This window comes from Streptomyces ortus, assembly GCF_026341275.1.
In the GTDB taxonomy this organism is placed as follows: domain Bacteria; phylum Actinomycetota; class Actinomycetes; order Streptomycetales; family Streptomycetaceae; genus Streptomyces; species Streptomyces ortus.
This window is the reverse complement of sequence record NZ_JAIFZO010000002.1, coordinates 3,333,401-3,349,062: the sequence shown is the minus strand read 5'-3', so window position 1 is coordinate 3,349,062 and position 15,662 is coordinate 3,333,401. Positions and strand designations below refer to the sequence as shown.

Below are 15,662 nucleotides of genomic sequence, written 5' to 3'. Positions count from 1 at the left end.
GCGAGGGGTGGTTACTCCACTCCGATCAGGAGTAGGGCTCCCTGGTGGCCGCCTCGGTAGACCACCGTGTCCACCGCCAGGTAGGACTCGCGGACCCGCGCCTCCAAATGGTCGGCGATCGTCGTGGGGGCCTTGTCGCCCAGGACCAGGGTGACCATCTCGCCGCCAGCCGAGAGCATCCGGTTGAGGACCGACTCGGCCGTGGCCGTGACGTCGGTACCGATGACGGCCACGTCGCCGTCGATGAGACCGAGGACGTCGCCGGCCTGGCAGATGCCGGCCATGGTCCAGGACTGGCGTTCCGCGACCTCCACCTCCGCGTACCGGGTCGCGCCCGCCGCCGAGGTCATCGCGACCACGTCCTCGTCGAAGCGCCGCTCGGGCTCGTGCACGGCGAGCGCGGCGATCCCCTGCACCGCCGAGCGCGTGGGAATCAGCGCCACCCGTACGCCCTCGGTACGGGCCTGCTCGGCGGCCGCGGCGGCGGTGTGGCGCAGCTCGGCGTCGTTCGGCAGGAGGACGACCTCCAGCGCGTGGGCCCGCCGTACCGCGTCCACGAGTTCTCCGCTGGCCGGCGGCTCCCCGGGACGCGCGAGGACGGTGGTGGCCCCCGCCTCGGCGTAGAGCCGCGCGAGGCCCTCCCCGGGGACGACGGCCACGACCGCTCGCTGTGCCCTCTCCCGGACCGGCCGGACCGTGGAGCCCGTGGTGTGCGCGTCGGCGGGACCGAAGTGCGTGATCCGGATCCGGTGCGGCCGGCCGGCCTCTACGCCCGCCTCCACGGCGGCGCCCGCGTCGTCGACGTGCACGTGCACGTTCCACAGCCCGTCCCCGCCGACCACGACGAGCGAGTCCCCCAGCGCGTCGAGGCGGTCCCGCAGCCGTGCCACGGCCGTGTCGTCCGCGTCCAGGAGGTAGATCACCTCGAAGGCAGGGCCGCTCTCGTCCCGAACGGGAGCGGAACCGGGGCCTGGCCCTGGGCCGATATCGGGACCGCCGTCAGCGCACTCCGTGGGCCGGGCCTCCACGCGCGCGTGGGGCGCGAGGACCGGGACCGGCCCCACGGCGGCGGCCTCCCCGGTGAACGTCTCCACCAGCGCCCCCAGCACGGCCACCAGTCCCCGCCCGCCCGCGTCGACCACTCCGGCCCGTTCCAGGACGGCCAGCTGCCCGGGAGTCGCCGCGAGCGCCGCCCGCGCGCCCTCGTACGCGGCCCGCGCGATCACCGCGCAGTCCCCCTCCGCGCCGGAGGCCGCGTCGGCGGCGGCGGAGGCGACCGTGAGGACGGTGCCCTCGACCGGATGCGCGACGGCCTGCCTGGCCGCGTCGGCCGCGTGCCGCAGGGCGAGGCGCAGGCCGGAACCGTCGGCCGGCTCGGCGCCGGTGTCCTCGGCGAGCACCTGGGCCATGCCCCGCAGGAGCTGCGCGAGGATCGTCCCCGAGTTGCCCCGGGCCCCGATGAGCGCGCCGTGCGCCATGGCCCGTACGGCGTCGGCGAGCGTGGGCGGCTCGATCACCGGCCTGTCGGACGCGGGCTTGCCCAGCGCCGACCCGTCGGGAACCAGCCCGTCAGGCGCCGGTCCGCCAGGAACCAGCCCATCAGGCAACGCCCCGTCGGAAACCGGCTCATCAGGCACCGGTCCACCGGGGGCGGTGCCGGCGACGGACATCGCCGCGTGTGCCGCGAAGACCGCCTCGACCGCCCCGGCCGCCGACTCGACGGTCAGGTAGAGGTTGGTGCCGGTGTCCCCGTCGGCGACGGGATAGACGTTGATCGCGTCGATCTCCTCGCGCGCACGGCCGAGGGCCTCCAGCGCGAGTCCGCACCAGACCCGTACCGCGGACGCGTCCAATATCTGCGGCACCTGCGGCACCTGCGCCTCCTTGAGCAGCCGGTCCGAGCGGCCGGACCGAGCGCCGAACGTCCGACGCAGCGTAGACCCAGGTGGGGTGCCGGCCGGAAGAGGGCCGGGAGGGACCCCGCGCGGGACATGGTAGTTTCGTTGTACGGACGCAGTCGTTGTATGCTGCTCCGGTTGCCCGATCCGATCGGGCCTTCCCCCTGGCAGCGCCACTCAGATCCTACGATCCTGATCCCGGCATGCCGGGATCCACCGTAAGAGCATCTGAAGTCTTTGGAGTGACCCGTGGCTGCCAACTGCGACGTCTGTGGCAAGGGGCCGAGCTTCGGCAACAGCATCTCGCACTCGCACCGCCGTACGTCCCGTCGCTGGAACCCGAACATCCAGCGCGTCCGTACCGTGGTCAGCGGGACGCCGAAGCGCGTCAACGCTTGCACCTCGTGCATCAAGGCCGGCAAGGTCTCGCGCTGACATCTGCACAGCGCGCAGCCACTGCTGGTCCACCGCTCAAAGCCGGTCCCCCTCACGGAGGACCGGCTTTCTGCTGTTCCCGGGCCGCACGGCCGACCTACCCGGCCCGGCTACCCGGTGGCTGAGGTGAGCCGCCAGCCGTGATGGACCGGGCCGATCCCGGCCCCGAGCGAGAAGCCGGCCGCGATCGCCCCGGTGACGTACTCCTTCGCCGCCACGACCGCGTCCGGCACCGACCGCCCCTTCGCCAGTTCCGAGGCGATCGCGCTCGCGAGCGTGCATCCCGTGCCGTGCGTGTGCCGGTTGTCGAACCGGGGCGCACGCAGCCACAGCTCGTCGGAGCCGTCGGTGAGGAAGTCCACCGCGTCCCCGCTCAGGTGGCCGCCCTTGATCAGCGCCCAGTCGGGCCCGTACGACAGCACGGCCTCCGCCGCCCGCCGCATCCCGTCCTCCGACTCGACCGTCACGCCCGTGAGCTGGGCCACCTCGTCGAGGTTCGGTGTCGCCACCGTGGCCACCGGGAGCAGCCTCGTCCGTACGGAGTCCAGGGCGGACGAGGCCAGCAGGGAGTCCCCGTGCTTGGAGACGCCGACCGGGTCGACCACCGTCGGCGCGTCGGTGCCGCCGATCAACTCGGCGACGGCCTCCACGAGTTCGGCGGAGGAGAGCATGCCGGTCTTGACAGCCTGGACGCCGATGTCGTCGGCCACGCTGCGGTACTGGGCGCGCACCGCCTCCACCGGCAGCTCCCAGGCGCCCTGGACACCGAGGGAGTTCTGCGCGGTGACGGCGGTGAGCACGCTCATGCCGTGCACGCCGAGCGCGAGCATGGTCTTCAGGTCGGCCTGGATCCCGGCCCCGCCACCGGAGTCGGAACCCGCGACCGTCAGCACACGCGGCGGGGTACGGGGCGGGACACTCGGCGGAGTGCGGGCGGGGACACCCGGCGGGGTGCTCATGACTCGATGTCCCCGAAGTGGTCCCAGCCGCCCTTGCTGGTCCAGGGCGCCCCGTCGACCGTGACCTGGGGCAGCGCCGACGGGTTGAGGACCTCGCCGATCACCTTCCAGCGGGCGGGCAGCTTCACGTCCACCGGGAAGGTCGCGACGATCGCGTGGTCCTCGCCGCCGGTGAGCACCCACTGGATCGGGTCCACGCCGACGGCCTGACCGATGTCGTTCATCTGCGTGGGGATGTCGACGGCACCGGAGCGGATGTCGATGCGTACCTTGCTGGCCTCGGCGATGTGCCCGAGGTCGGCGATCAGCCCGTCGCTGACGTCCGTCATGGAGGTCGCGCCGAGACCGGCCGCCGCGGGGCCCGCGTGGTACGGCGGTTCCGGGCGCCGATGGGCCTCCACGAAGGCGCGCGGCGAGCGGAAACCGCGGGAGAGCACGGCGTGCCCGGCCGCGGACCAGCCCAGCCACCCCGTCACGGCCACCACGTCGCCGGGGCGGGCGCCGGCCCGGGTCACCGGCTCGTGGTTGCGCAGATCACCGAGCGCGGTGATCGCCACGGTGATGGTGTCGCCGCGTACGACGTCTCCGCCGACCACGGCCGCGCCCGCGACCTGGCACTCGTCGCGCAGGCCGTCCATCAGCTCGGAGGGCCAGGTGGCGGGCAGCTCGGCCGGGACGACCAGGCCGAGCAGCAGTGCGGTCGGCACCGCGCCCATGGCGGCGATGTCCGCGAGGTTCTGTGCTGCGGCCTTGCGCCCGACGTCGTACGCCGTGGACCAGTCGCGCCTGAAGTGCCGCCCCTCCAGGAGGATGTCGGTGCTCGCCACGACCCTGCGGTCGGGGGCGGCCACGACCGCCGCGTCGTCACCCGGCCCGACGCGTACCGCCGGGGTGGTGGTGAGCCGGGAAGTGAGCTCCTTGATGAGCCCGAACTCCCCCAACTCGCCCACGGTTCCCTTCACCGAGTCTCACCTGTTCCCTTCGTGCCCATGAGGCGAGTCGTCCTGTCTGTCTCTGGTGCTGTTTCCGGTGCTGCTGGTGCTGTTTCCGGTGCTGTTTCCGGTGCTGCTGGTGCTGCTTCTGGTGCTCGCGTGACTGCGTCTGTGACTACATCTGTGACCGCGTCCGTGCTGCGTGCGTCCGGTCGCGGGGCGTCCCGTACGTCGGTACCGTCGAATCGACCGTCAACCTGTGCGGTCCGTGCACCCTGGCGCGCAAGCCCCCGCCTCCGCGGGTCTCCCCGTGGCGTGCGGCGACGCGATACCGTGGCGTTCCTTTTCCCCACATGATCCTCGTGGCCGCCCTGGAGGTTCCGTGGTACAGGCGTACATCCTGATCCAGACGGAGGTCGGCAAAGCGTCGACCGTCGCCGAGACGATCAGCAAGATTTCGGGGGTGATCCAGGCCGAGGACGTGACCGGGCCGTACGACGTCATCGTGCGGGCCCAGGCCGACACGGTGGACGAGCTCGGCCGCATGGTGGTCGCGCGGGTCCAGCAAGTGGACGGCATCACGCGTACCCTGACCTGCCCGGTCGTGCACCTGTAGTCCCCGTCTACGCTGGGCCGGTGGACTTCTTCCGTCACCGGCGTGCTTCTTTGGTCGGGCTGCCCGCCCTCGTTCTGCTGATCGCTGCCACGGGCTGCTCCTCAGCAGACGACAACGCCCCGGTCGCGGTTCCCAGTCCGGGGGCGAAGGCCGCCAAGCTGTGCCAGAACCTGGACAAGTCGTTGCCACGGAAGGTGGACGGGCTCGATCGGAAGGATCCCGAGCCCCGGTCGGCGCTGACCGCGGGCTGGGGAAGCCCGGCGATCATACTGCGCTGCGGGGTGTCGCGGCCCGCGAAGATGGTCGACCCCAAGGTGGCCGACGGGAGCGATCCCGATGCGATCGGGGGCGGGGTCAACGGGGTGGGGTGGCTGATGGAGGAGCGGGACGGCGGGGTGACCCGCTTCACCTCCGCGCGGCGGGCCGTGTACGTCGAGGTGACCGTGCCGGCGGGGCGGGACACGGCTTCTGTTCTTGTCGATCTGGCCGGGGCCATCAAGGAGGCGGTTCCCGAGGGGATCGCTGATTGACGGCCCCGCCGGTTCGCGCTGCGCCGGTTCGCTGTCGGGTGCGGGTACGCCGTGGCTGAGGTTGCGCAGTTCCCCGCGCCCCTTAAGAGCAACGGCAAAGGACTGCGCCGTTCCCCGCGCCCCTTGTGGGGGTGTTAGCGCAGGCCCGTCGGGCGGTGCAGGGCCGCCTGGATCAGGCGGTCCACCAGTTCCGGGTACGGGACTCCCGTCGCTTCCCACATCTTGGGGTACATGGAGATCGGAGTGAAGCCGGGCATCGTGTTGATCTCGTTGATCACGAACTCGCCGTCCTCCGTGAGGAAGAAGTCCGCGCGGACCAGACCCTCGCAGGACGCGGCATCGAAGGCCTCGACGGCCAGGCGCCGGATCTCCGTGGTCTGCTCGGGGGTCAGCGGGGCCGGCACGATGCCGGGCGTCGAGTCGATGTACTTCGCCTCGAAGTCGTAGTACGCGTGCGACTGCACCGGCGGGATCTCGGCCGGCACGGACGCCCGGGGCCCGTCCTCGAACTCCAGGACCCCGCACTCGATCTCGCGACCGCGCAGGAGCGCCTCCACGAGGAACTTCGGGTCGTGGTGCCGGGCCGCCTCGATCGCCTCGTCGAGGCCGGACAGGTCGTCGACCTTGGTGATGCCGATCGACGACCCCGCGCGCGCGGGCTTCACGAAGAGCGGCCAGCCGTGCTCCCCCGCGAAGTCGATGATCTTCTTGCGGGCCGCCGACTCGTCCTGCTCCCACTCACGGGGACGGATCACCACGTACGGGCCGACCGGCAGCCCGAAGGAGGTGAACACCCGCTTCATGTACTCCTTGTCCTGGCCGACGGCCGAGGCGAGCACACCCGAGCCGACGTACGGGACACCGGAGAGCTCCAGCAGACCCTGCAGGGTGCCGTCCTCGCCGTACGGGCCGTGCAGCATCGGGAAGACGACGTCGACCTCGCCGAGCGCCTTGGGCACCGAGCCCGGTTCGCTGTAGACCACCTCGCGGCTGGCGGGGTCGACGGGCAGGATCACGCCGCCCTCGCTCGACTCGGCGAGTGCCTCGACGTCGGGCGTACGACGCTCGCTGATCGTCATGCGCTCCGGGTCGTCGGCCGTGAGCACCCAGCGGCCCTCCCGGGTGATCCCGATCGGCAGGACGTCGTACTTGGTCCGGTCGACGGCCCGCAGGACGGCTCCGGCAGTGACCGTGGAGATCCCGTGTTCGGAGCTGCGCCCGCCGAAGACGACGGCCACGCGCGGCTTGCGAGGCGGCTGCTCAGGGCTCTGGGGAAGGTTCTCGGTGCTCATATCGGGTTGAGGGTACCCGGTGGCAGGACCCTGAGTCAGCGGCCGGTGGCGGGGTGGCTCAGTGCCGTTCCGGCTTGGCGCTGCGCGACATCAGTTCCTTGACGGCGACGACCGGCGGCTTGCCCTCGTGGACGATCTCGACGACGGTCTCCGTGATGGGCATGTCGACTCCGTGCCGGCGCGCCAAGTCCAGTACGGACTCGCAGGACTTGACGCCCTCGGCGGTCTGCCTGGTGACCGCGATGGTCTCCTGGAGGGTCATGCCGCGGCCGAGGTTCGTGCCGAAGGTGTGGTTGCGCGAGAGCGGCGAGGAGCAGGTCGCGACGAGGTCGCCCAGGCCCGCGAGTCCGGCGAACGTCAGCGGGTCGGCGCCCATCCTGAGCCCGAGCCGGGTGGTCTCCGCCAGACCCCGGGTGATGAGGGACCCCTTGGTGTTGTCGCCGAGGCCCATGCCGTCCGCGATGCCGACGGCGAGGCCGATGACGTTCTTGACCGCGCCGCCGAGTTCGCAGCCCACCACGTCGGTGTTGGTGTACGGCCGGAAGTACGGCGTGTGGCAGGCGGTCTGGAGCCGCTGGGCCACGCCCTCGTCCGTGCACGCGACGACGGCGGCGGCGGGCATCCGGGCGGCGATCTCACGGGCCAGGTTGGGCCCGGTGACCACGGCGATCCGGTCGGCGCCGACCTTCGCGACGTCCTCGATCACCTCGCTCATCCGCATGGCGGAGCCGAGTTCGACGCCCTTCATGAGGGAGACGAGGACCGTGCCGGGCGCGAGCAGCGGCGCCCAGTCGGCCAGGTTCTCGCGCAGGGTCTGCGAGGGCACGGCGAGCACGGTGAAGTCGGCGTCGTGGGCGGCCTCGGCGGCGTCCGAGGTGGCCCGCAGGTTCTCCGGGAGTTCGATGCCCGGCAGGTAGTCGGGGTTGGTGCGGGTGGAGTTGACCGCTTCCGCGATCTCGGCGCGCCGTCCCCACAGCGTCACGTCGCACCCGGCGTCGGCGAGCACCATGCCGAAGGCGGTGCCCCACGATCCGGTCCCGAAGACGGTCGCCTTGACGGGCCTGCCGGATGTCGTCACTTGCCGTGCCTCTTTTCGTGCTCTGCCTCGGTCGTGTCCCGCACGGTTTCCCGTGCGGACTTCTCCCGCGCGGCCGGCTCGCGGCGCGCGTTCAGTTCGTCGTGCTCGTCGTGCGCTTCCTGCTCGTCCTGTTCCCGTGTCCCGCGCCGCTGCTCGATACGGACCAGGCGCGGGTCGTACCGCGTGGCCGGCGCCTTCTCGCCGCGGATCAGCTCCAGCTGCGCGGTGATCGCGGCCATGATGACCTCGGTGGCCTCCTTCAGGAGGGCGGGGGTCATCTCCTTGTCGTAGAACCGGGAGAGGTCCACGGGCGGGCCCGCCAGCACATGGTGCGTCTTGCGCGGCAGGAGGTCGGGCTTCTTCGCGTACGGGGCCAGCAGGTGGTTGGCGCCCCACTGGGCCACCGGGATCACCGGGCACCTGGTCTGCAGGGCGACCCGGGCGGCGCCCGTCTTGCCGGCCATCGGCCACAGGTCGGGGTCACGGGTGAGGGTGGCCTCGGGATAGAAGGCGACGCACTCCCCGCGCTCCACGGCGTCGATGGCGGCGCGGTAGGCGCTGAGCGCGTCGGAACTCTCGCGGTACACCGGGATCTGCCCGGTGCCCCGCATGGCCGCCCCCACGAATCCGCTCTTGAAAAGCCCGCTCTTGGCGAGAAAACGCGGAACCCGGCCGGTGTTGTACTGAAAGTGCCCGTACGCGAACGGGTCGGCGTGAGAATTGTGGTTCACCACGGTGATGAATCCGCCCTCGGCAGGAATGTTCTCCATTCCGCGCCAGTCCCGCTTGATCAGAACCACCAGCGGCGGTTTGACGAGGACCGCCGAGAAGCGGTACCAGAAGCCGATTCTGCGGCGGGACACGCGAACACCTTCCTCTTGGGCCTTGGGGGCCGCACAAGTGTCACCCCAGGCCGCCGGTCTGTCGAGAACACCGTACGCCCCGGCTTCGGCCCCGCCGCGGTGTCCGGGGGACAATGGGAGGGACAAGGGAGGGACGAGGCGCTCGTGCAATGGATCATGGTCGTACCTCTCAAAGCCCTTGCGCGGGCGAAGAGCAGGCTCTCGGACACCGCAGCCGACGGTCTGCGGTCCGGGCTCGCCCTCGCCTTCGCACAGGACACCGTGGCCGCGGCGCTGGCCTGCCCGGAGGTCGCGGATGTGGCCGTAGTCACGGGCGACGCGCTGGCCGGGCGCGAACTGGCCGCCCTGGGTGCCCGGATCGTCCCGGACGAGCCCGGGGGCGGCCTGAACGCCGCCCTGCGGCACGCGGGGGCAGTCGTACGGACTGCGAACCCGCACACTCCGCTGGCCGCGCTGAACGCCGATCTGCCCGCGCTGCGCCCTCTCGAATTGGGCCGTGTGCTCACGGCCGCCGCCGAATTCCCCCGCGCTTTCCTCGCGGATGCCGCCGGAATCGGCACCACTCTCCTGGCCGCGTCCCCGGGCCAGGAATTGCTGCCCTCTTTCGGAACGGATTCCCGCGCGCGCCATCACGCCTCGGGCGCCACGGAACTTCTCCTGAGCGGGGTGGATTCCGTACGCCAGGACGTGGACACCGGCGCGGACCTGCGCGCGGCTCTCGCGCTGGGCACGGGTCCGCGCACGGCGGCGGCGGCCCAACGCATCAGAGCGGCCTGAACACCCGAAGGGGCGCGGGGAGCGCATACGCTTTCCCCATGCAGGCGACCGCGTACACATACGACCCCGAGACCCGTTCCGGCCAGGTGCTGCTGGACGACGGCACCCCGGTCCCCTTCGACGCCCCGGCGTTCGACAAGGGCGGCCTCAGACTGCTCCGTCCGGGCCAGCGCGTACGGATCGAGGTCGAGGGCGAGGCCGGGAGCGAGGGCGGGAAGGACGGCCGCCGCATCACCCTGGTGACCCTGCAGACCTTCTGAGGCAGAGCTTTCCGAGTCTCCGAACGCCGCGCGTCTCCGCGAACGCGGCACGTCTTCGCGAACGCGGCACGTCTTCGCGAACGCCATGCGTCTTCGCGAACGCCATGCGTCTGCGCAAACGCCGCGGGCCGGGCTCCCCCGTGGGAGCCCGGCCCGGCGCGTTTATGCCCTGCGCCCCTGTTACCTGCGGGCGGTGGCCTTCTTGGCGGTGGTGGTCGTGCGGGCCGCCGACTTCTTGGCCGGCGCCTTCTTGGCCGCGGCCTTCTTCGCGGGGGCCTTCTTCGCCGCCGCCTTCTTCGCGGTGGTCTTCTTCGCCGCGGCCGAGGTCTTCTTCGCGGTCGCCGAGGTCTTCTTGGCGGTCGCCTTCTTGGCCGTGGCGGTGGTCTTCTTCGCAGCCGCCGACGTGGTCTTCTTCGCCGCGGTCGCCTTGCGGGTCGTCGCCGCGGCCGTGGTCTTCTTCGCCGCGCCCGTCGCCTTCCTGGCGGTGGTGGCCTTCTTGGCGGCGGCCTTCTTGACCGTGGCGGAAGCGCCACCGCTCAGGCTGCCCTTGGGGGCCTTCTTGACCGCGACGTCGTTCTTCGGGAGCTTCTTCGAGCCGCTCACCAGGTCCTTGAAGCCCTGGCCCGCGCGGAAACGGGGCACGGAGGTCTTCTTGACCCGAACGCGCTCTCCGGTCTGCGGGTTGCGGGCGTAACGGGCCGGACGGTCCACCTTCTCGAAGGAACCGAAGCCGGTGACCGAGACCCGGTCCCCGCCGACAACTGCACGCACCACGGCGTCCAGTACGGCGTCGACCGCGTCAGCGGCCTGCTGACGCCCGCCGACCTTGTCGGCAATCGCTTCTACGAGCTGCGCCTTGTTCACGTCTTCCCCTTCGGAGACATTGCCAGAACGAAAGTGTTCAAGCTTTTTCGCACGTTAGGCAGATATATACCGCAAATCAAACACGAAACGGGCTAATCACCCTTGTGCCGCAACGAACTGGGGCGTCGCCCAAGTTCCTCAGCGTTCCTCTTCGGGGATTCGGCCCTCGTCGAGGTCCGTCGTGAACCTCTCCAGACGCCTTGTCGCATCGGCGAGATCGTGTTTGGCCACGGCCGTAATGACCAGCAGCTTCCGGGTCAGCGCCATCCGTACGCCCTCCGGGACTTGCAGTGCGCGCACCGATGCGTGCGCTTCCTTGAGTTGGGACGCGACTGCCGCATAGAGGTCGAGTTGGCCGTCGTGTTCCATGCACAGATTGTGCCATCTGGGGCGAGTTGTCGCCTGCGCAGGGGGTAACTACCGCCTCCCGGCGGCCTCCCGCACACCTCCCCACAAGGCTCTACCGGGGTTCGGCTACCCCATCAAAGGCCCTCCAAACAAGGGTAGTTGAGGCCAATCACAAAGGCCGAAACACCCCTTCCGGAGGCAGACACGGATGTACCCCCAACCGTCCACGATTGGGGGTACAGAGGCTTGTTGGCCGACTGGGATCAGCCGTGCGGTCCGGCTCCGGTCAGACCTGCACGGTCCGCGGCTTGTAGGAGGGCCGCCCGGCCTCGTACGTGGAGATGTCCGCCTCGTTCTGCAGGGTGATGGAGATGTCGTCCAGCCCGTTCAGCAGCCGCCAGCGGGCGTTCTCGTCGAGTTCGAAGGCGGCCGTGACGCCCTCGGCGCGCACCTCACGGGCCTCCAGGTCGACCGTGATCTCGGCCTCGGGGTCCTTCTCGGTGAGCTCCCAGAGCGCGTCCACGATCGCCTGCTCCAGAACCACGGTGAGCAGGCCGTTCTTGAGAGAGTTGCCGCGGAAGATGTCCGCGAAGCGCGACGAGATCACCGTCTTGAAGCCGTAGTTCTGCAGGGCCCACACGGCGTGTTCGCGCGAGGAGCCCGTACCGAAGTCGGGGCCCGCGACCAGGACCGTGGAGCCCGCGCGCTCGGGCTGGTTGAGGATGAAGGACGAGTCCTTGCGCCAGGCCTCGAAGAGCCCGTCCTCGAAGCCGTCCCTGGTCACCTTCTTGAGCCAGTGGGCGGGGATGATCTGGTCGGTGTCCACGTTGCTGCGGCGCAGCGGGACCGCCCGGCCGGTGTGCTTGGTGAATGCTTCCATGGCTATCGGACTCCAGCGGGGGTGCGGACGTCGGCGTCGGACAGGTCGGCGGGGGACGCCAGATGGCCCAGTACGGCCGTGGCGGCGGCGACCTGCGGCGACACCAGGTGCGTACGGCCGCCCTTGCCCTGCCTGCCCTCGAAGTTGCGGTTGGAGGTGGACGCGGAGCGCTCGCCGGGGGCCAGCTGGTCGGGGTTCATGCCCAGACACATCGAGCAGCCCGCGTGCCGCCATTCGGCGCCGGCCTCCTTGAAGACCAGGTCGAGGCCCTCGGAGACGGCCTGCAGACCGACGCGCGCGGAGCCGGGGACGACCAGCATGCGTACGCCGTCGGCGACTTTGCGGCCCCCGACGATCTCCGCGGCGGCGCGCAGGTCCTCGATCCGGCCGTTGGTGCACGAACCTACGAAGACGGTGTCGACCTTGATGTCCCGCAGCGGCTGTCCGGCGGTCAACCCCATGTACTCCAGGGCCTTTTCGGCGGCGTACCGCTCCGAAGCGTCTTCGTACGAAGCGGGGTCGGGGACGGCCGCCGAAAGCGGTGCTCCCTGGCCGGGGTTGGTGCCCCAGGTGACGAACGGCGCGAGGGAGGCGGCGTCGATGACGACCTCCGCGTCGAATTCCGCGTCGTCGTCCGACTTCAGGGTCTTCCAGTACGCGACGGCGGCGTCCCAGTCCTCGCCCGTGGGCGCGTGGGCGCGGCCCTCGATGTACGCGAAGGTGGTCTCGTCCGGGGCGATCATGCCCGCGCGGGCGCCGGCCTCGATCGACATGTTGCAGATGGTCATACGGGCCTCCATCGAGAGCTTCTCGATGGCGGAGCCGCGGTATTCCAGGATGTAGCCCTGGCCGCCGCCCGTACCGATCTTGGTGATGATCGCCAGGATCAGGTCCTTGGCCGTGACGTCCTCGGGCAGTTCGCCGTCGACCGTGATGGCCATGGTCTTGGGGCGGGCCAGCGGCAGCGTCTGGGTGGCCAGCACGTGCTCGACCTGCGAGGTGCCGATGCCGAACGCCAGCGCGCCGAACGCGCCGTGCGTGGAGGTGTGGGAGTCACCGCACACGACCGTGGTGCCGGGCTGGGTCAGGCCCAGCTGCGGGCCGACGACGTGGACGACACCCTGCTCGACGTCGCCCAGCGAGTGCAGGCGCACGCCGAAGTCGGCGCAGTTCTTGCGCAGCGTCTCCAGCTGGGCCCGCGAGACCGGGTCCGCGATGGGCTTGTCGATGTCGAGGGTGGGGGTGTTGTGGTCCTCGGTCGCGATGGTGAGGTCGAGACGACGCACGGGGCGCCCCGCCTGACGGAGGCCGTCGAAGGCCTGGGGGCTGGTCACCTCGTGCAGCAGGTGCAGATCGATGAAGAGAAGGTCGGGCTCGCCCTCCGCGCGCCGGACGACGTGGTCGTCCCAGACCTTCTCCGCGAGTGTCCTACCCATCGCTTTCCCTCCGGCCGGCCTGTGTGGCGCCGGCCCAACTAGAGATTTCCGGGGCGGCCTGCGCCCGTACCCCCCGTACCGGACGTCTTCCGCCAGGCCCGTCGGTCCACGGGCCGTGTACGTATCAGGGTGGCGCGTTCCACGGAAAATTGAACTTGCGTTTCACAGAGTGAGACGCGAGTATCGTTTCATGGACAACAGTAGCGGCGTCGGCGTTCTGGACAAGGCAGCCCTTGTCCTGAGCGCACTGGAGTCCGGTCCGGCCACCCTCGCGGGACTGGTCGCGGCGACCGGACTGGCACGGCCCACGGCACATCGCCTCGCCGTGGCACTTGAACACCACCGGATGGTGGCACGCGACATGCAGGGCCGCTTCATTCTCGGCCCCCGGCTGGCCGAGCTGGCCGCGGCGGCGGGCGAGGACCGCCTCCTCGCGACGGCGGGCCCGGTGCTCACGCATCTGCGCGACATCACGGGCGAGAGCGCGCAGCTCTACCGCCGCCAGGGCGACATGCGCATCTGCGTCGCCGCGGCGGAGCGCCTGTCGGGCCTCAGGGACACCGTCCCGGTCGGCTCGACGCTCACCATGAAAGCCGGTTCCTCGGCCCAGATCCTGATGGCCTGGGAGGAGCCGGAGCGCCTACACCGCGGCCTCCAGGGCGCCCGTTTCACGGCGACGGCCCTGTCGGGCGTGCGGCGCCGGGGCTGGGCCCAGTCGATCGGCGAGCGGGAGCCGGGCGTCGCGTCCGTCTCCGCGCCGGTGCGCGGGCCCTCGAACCGCGTGGTCGCCGCCGTCTCCGTGTCGGGCCCGATCGAGCGGCTGACGCGCCACCCGGGCCGGATGCACGCCCAGGCGATCATCGACGCCGCCGCACGCCTCTCGGAGGCCCTGCGCCGCACCGGCTGAGCCGGCCGCCCGTATCCCGACCTCCCGACGACTCCCCCGGCCGATCGCTTCAACGCCGCAGCGAACGGCCGGAGTTGCCCGTCCGTACGGTCATCACGCCCAGCACGAAAGAAGCCCTCCCCTGGCGGGGAGGGCTTCTTCTCTCTGTACCCCCGACCGGATTCGAACCGGCGCTACTGCCGTGAGAGGGCAGCGTGCTAGGCCGCTACACAACGGGGGCGAGGACCACAAGTGATCCAGCTGGGCTACCAGGACTCGAACCTAGAACAACGGAACCAGAAACCGTCGTGTTGCCAATTACACCATAGCCCAATAGTGGTCTAGACCACTCCGTACCCCCGACCGGATTCGAACCGGCGCTACTGCCGTGAGAGGGCAGCGTGCTAGGCCGCTACACAACGGGGGCCCTAGCGATCCTGCATGAGACACAGCGGGTGCGACCCGGACTGTCCCCCTGAGAAGGATCTGTACCCCCGACCGGATTCGAACCGGCGCTACCGCCTTGAGAGGGCGGCGTGCTAGGCCGCTACACAACGGGGGCCTTGCAGAGCTGGTCTCTGCGTGTGCAGATAAGCTCTGCGAGCTGGCCTACCAGGACTCGAACCTAGACTAACGGAACCAGAAACCGTCGTGCTGCCAATTACACCATAGGCCACTGAAACTCAACCCCGTGGGGTTTTTGTTTTAGCTTGCGCCTCCGACCTGTGGCCTTTCGGCCCGCACTCCGGCGGCGCAGGAAGAACATTACCCGAAGGTGGACGGCGCTCCAAAACGGGTATCGGGCCGGAGGATCGCGGGGAGTTCGGCCAGCGAGGCGATCCGGCGCGGGCCGGGGAGCGGATCCGCGGGCGGGCCCGGGGCGGCGTCCGGAGCGGGGGGTAGGACCGCGTGCACGCCCGTGCGGTCGATCCAGACGGAGAACAGGCCGGCCTCGGCCGCGCCCCGCCCGTCGATCTCCGGGTGGTCCCCGACGTACGCGACCTGGTGCGGTGCCAGGTCCAGGGCCTCGCAGGCCGTGTGGAAGGCCTCGGCCGCGGGTTTGGAGACGCCCAGTTCGGCCGCGCACAGCACCGATTCGAAGCGGTCCCGTACGCCGAGGACGCGCAGCTTGTACTCCTGGACGCGCAGGCTGGAGTTGGAGAGCACCGCGTGGCGGTGGCTGCCCGCCAGCAGGTCGAGGACGGGCACGACGTCCGGGAACAGCGCCCAGGCCCCTTCGTAGTGACGGAGGTAACGGACGAACCAGTCCTCCGCCTCCGTGTCCGTCAGGGGCCGGCCCAGGAACGCCCGCACCCGGTCCCGGCGCTGGCCCTCCCAGTCCACCTCGCCCGCCGCGAACCGCGCCCACTGCGCGTCGGTGTGCTCGCGCCAGCGGCCGAGGGCCTGTTCCACGGACGCGAATCCGTCGAGCAGACCCTCCGCGGTCAGGTGTCCGCGCATCCCGGTCCGGTCGGCCGTGGTGTAGTCGAAGAGGGTGTCGTCCACGTCCCACAGCACGGCTTCGATCGTCATGGTCCGACGGTACCTCCGGCCCCGCGCGCGCGGCGGACGCGCCGGGGGCGGCATCCGGTGCGGATGCCGCCCCCG

17 protein-coding genes and 5 tRNA genes are annotated in these 15,662 nt (G+C 70.7%); 6 read left to right on the top strand and 16 right to left on the bottom strand.

Features of this window, described 5'->3' with window-relative positions; translation table 11 throughout:
* Positions 1-11 precede the first annotated feature (11 nt).
* Positions 12-1,874 (bottom strand): DAK2 domain-containing protein, encoded by a 1,863-nt coding sequence (locus K3769_RS18055; protein WP_267027438.1) that lies wholly within the window; start codon positions 1,872-1,874, stop codon positions 12-14.
* 273 nt (positions 1,875-2,147) lie between these two features.
* Here K3769_RS18055 and rpmB point away from each other — a divergent pair, with 273 nt between their 5' ends.
* Complete coding sequence (rpmB, locus tag K3769_RS18050; protein WP_107021922.1) at positions 2,148-2,333, top strand: 50S ribosomal protein L28; 186 nt, start codon at positions 2,148-2,150, stop codon at positions 2,331-2,333.
* A 110-nt stretch (positions 2,334-2,443) separates the two neighbouring features.
* Here the strand turns inward: rpmB and thiD are convergent, their stop codons facing one another.
* Positions 2,444-3,292 (bottom strand): bifunctional hydroxymethylpyrimidine kinase/phosphomethylpyrimidine kinase, encoded by an 849-nt coding sequence (thiD, locus tag K3769_RS18045; protein WP_267027437.1) that lies wholly within the window; start codon positions 3,290-3,292, stop codon positions 2,444-2,446.
* Complete coding sequence (locus K3769_RS18040) at positions 3,289-4,254, bottom strand: thiamine-phosphate kinase (protein ID WP_267027436.1); 966 nt, start codon at positions 4,252-4,254, stop codon at positions 3,289-3,291. Before K3769_RS18040 ends, thiD begins: the two co-directional genes overlap by 4 nt.
* Before the next feature lie 352 nt (positions 4,255-4,606).
* Here K3769_RS18040 and K3769_RS18035 point away from each other — a divergent pair, with 352 nt between their 5' ends.
* Positions 4,607-4,840: an Lrp/AsnC ligand binding domain-containing protein gene (locus K3769_RS18035; protein WP_107021925.1), complete on the top strand. Its 234-nt coding sequence runs from the start codon at positions 4,607-4,609 to the stop codon at positions 4,838-4,840.
* A 20-nt stretch (positions 4,841-4,860) separates the two neighbouring features.
* Positions 4,861-5,370 carry a DUF3515 domain-containing protein gene (locus K3769_RS18030; protein WP_267027435.1) on the top strand — a complete coding sequence of 170 codons (510 nt, stop codon included), beginning with the start codon at positions 4,861-4,863 and terminating at the stop codon, positions 5,368-5,370.
* 134 nt (positions 5,371-5,504) lie between these two features.
* On the opposite strand, the gene K3769_RS18025 is transcribed toward K3769_RS18030, so the two are convergent.
* Genes K3769_RS18025 through K3769_RS18015 form a run of 3 tightly spaced genes read right to left on the bottom strand, consistent with a single transcriptional unit; the run spans position 5,505 to position 8,603 of the window.
* A complete protein-coding gene (locus K3769_RS18025; RefSeq protein ID WP_267027434.1) occupies positions 5,505-6,662 on the bottom strand; it encodes a D-alanine--D-alanine ligase family protein in 1,158 nt (385 codons plus the stop codon).
* Positions 6,663-6,720: 58 nt separating this feature from the next.
* Positions 6,721-7,740, bottom strand: a complete 1,020-nt coding sequence (locus K3769_RS18020) for an NAD(P)H-dependent glycerol-3-phosphate dehydrogenase (protein WP_267027433.1) — start codon at positions 7,738-7,740, stop codon at positions 6,721-6,723.
* The gene (locus K3769_RS18015; RefSeq protein WP_267027432.1) at positions 7,737-8,603 is read right to left on the bottom strand and encodes a lysophospholipid acyltransferase family protein; all 867 of its coding nucleotides are present in this window, start codon (positions 8,601-8,603) and stop codon (positions 7,737-7,739) included. The genes K3769_RS18020 and K3769_RS18015 overlap by 4 nt, the downstream gene beginning before the upstream one ends.
* A 144-nt stretch (positions 8,604-8,747) precedes the next feature.
* On the opposite strand from K3769_RS18015, the gene cofC reads away from it, so the two are divergent.
* Both cofC and K3769_RS18005 read left to right on the top strand, forming a co-directional pair.
* Entirely contained in the window at positions 8,748-9,380 is a 633-nt protein-coding gene (gene cofC / locus K3769_RS18010) for a 2-phospho-L-lactate guanylyltransferase (RefSeq protein WP_267027431.1), read from the top strand.
* A gap of 38 nt (positions 9,381-9,418) precedes the next feature.
* Positions 9,419-9,640 (top strand): hypothetical protein, encoded by a 222-nt coding sequence (locus tag K3769_RS18005; RefSeq protein ID WP_267027430.1) that lies wholly within the window; start codon positions 9,419-9,421, stop codon positions 9,638-9,640.
* 180 nt (positions 9,641-9,820) lie between these two features.
* On the opposite strand, the gene K3769_RS18000 is transcribed toward K3769_RS18005, so the two are convergent.
* From K3769_RS18000 to leuC, 4 genes are all read right to left on the bottom strand, one after another.
* Positions 9,821-10,504: an HU family DNA-binding protein gene (locus K3769_RS18000; RefSeq protein WP_267027429.1), complete on the bottom strand. Its 684-nt coding sequence runs from the start codon at positions 10,502-10,504 to the stop codon at positions 9,821-9,823.
* A 138-nt stretch (positions 10,505-10,642) separates the two neighbouring features.
* Positions 10,643-10,873 carry an SCO5555 family protein gene (locus tag K3769_RS17995; RefSeq protein ID WP_267027428.1) on the bottom strand — a complete coding sequence of 77 codons (231 nt, stop codon included), beginning with the start codon at positions 10,871-10,873 and terminating at the stop codon, positions 10,643-10,645.
* A 265-nt stretch (positions 10,874-11,138) separates the two neighbouring features.
* Positions 11,139-11,732, bottom strand: coding sequence for a 3-isopropylmalate dehydratase small subunit (gene leuD, locus K3769_RS17990; protein ID WP_267027427.1), 594 nt, complete (start codon positions 11,730-11,732; stop codon positions 11,139-11,141).
* A gap of 2 nt (positions 11,733-11,734) precedes the next feature.
* Positions 11,735-13,168 (bottom strand): 3-isopropylmalate dehydratase large subunit, encoded by a 1,434-nt coding sequence (gene leuC / locus K3769_RS17985; protein ID WP_267027426.1) that lies wholly within the window; start codon positions 13,166-13,168, stop codon positions 11,735-11,737.
* Positions 13,169-13,358: 190 nt separating this feature from the next.
* Here leuC and ndgR point away from each other — a divergent pair, with 190 nt between their 5' ends.
* Positions 13,359-14,075 carry an IclR family transcriptional regulator NdgR gene (gene ndgR / locus K3769_RS17980; protein WP_267027425.1) on the top strand — a complete coding sequence of 239 codons (717 nt, stop codon included), beginning with the start codon at positions 13,359-13,361 and terminating at the stop codon, positions 14,073-14,075.
* A 147-nt stretch (positions 14,076-14,222) separates the two neighbouring features.
* On the opposite strand, the gene K3769_RS17975 is transcribed toward ndgR, so the two are convergent.
* From K3769_RS17975 to K3769_RS17950, 6 genes are all read right to left on the bottom strand, one after another.
* A tRNA-Glu gene (locus K3769_RS17975) sits at positions 14,223-14,295 on the bottom strand.
* Positions 14,296-14,315: 20 nt separating this feature from the next.
* Positions 14,316-14,387: transfer RNA gene (locus tag K3769_RS17970), tRNA-Gln, on the bottom strand.
* A 21-nt stretch (positions 14,388-14,408) separates the two neighbouring features.
* Positions 14,409-14,481 (bottom strand) — tRNA-Glu (locus K3769_RS17965).
* Positions 14,482-14,543: 62 nt separating this feature from the next.
* A tRNA-Glu gene (locus K3769_RS17960) sits at positions 14,544-14,616 on the bottom strand.
* A gap of 42 nt (positions 14,617-14,658) precedes the next feature.
* Positions 14,659-14,730 (bottom strand) — tRNA-Gln (locus K3769_RS17955).
* An 89-nt stretch (positions 14,731-14,819) separates the two neighbouring features.
* The gene (locus K3769_RS17950) at positions 14,820-15,587 is read right to left on the bottom strand and encodes an HAD family hydrolase (protein WP_267027424.1); all 768 of its coding nucleotides are present in this window, start codon (positions 15,585-15,587) and stop codon (positions 14,820-14,822) included.
* Between the last annotated feature and the right edge of the window lie 75 nt (positions 15,588-15,662).

Coding starts and splice junctions, on each gene's coding strand:
- thiD (WP_267027437.1), bottom strand. CDS start 3,292: ATGAGCACCCCGCCGGGTGTCCCCGCCCGCACTCCGCCGAGTGTCCCG.
- K3769_RS18025 (WP_267027434.1), bottom strand. CDS start 6,662: ATGAGCACCGAGAACCTTCCCCAGAGCCCTGAGCAGCCGCCTCGCAAG.
- K3769_RS18005 (WP_267027430.1), top strand. CDS start 9,419: ATGCAGGCGACCGCGTACACATACGACCCCGAGACCCGTTCCGGCCAG.
- K3769_RS17995 (WP_267027428.1), bottom strand. CDS start 10,873: ATGGAACACGACGGCCAACTCGACCTCTATGCGGCAGTCGCGTCCCAA.
- leuD (WP_267027427.1), bottom strand. CDS start 11,732: ATGGAAGCATTCACCAAGCACACCGGCCGGGCGGTCCCGCTGCGCCGC.
- leuC (WP_267027426.1), bottom strand. CDS start 13,168: ATGGGTAGGACACTCGCGGAGAAGGTCTGGGACGACCACGTCGTCCGG.
- ndgR (WP_267027425.1), top strand. CDS start 13,359: ATGGACAACAGTAGCGGCGTCGGCGTTCTGGACAAGGCAGCCCTTGTC.
- K3769_RS17950 (WP_267027424.1), bottom strand. CDS start 15,587: ATGACGATCGAAGCCGTGCTGTGGGACGTGGACGACACCCTCTTCGAC.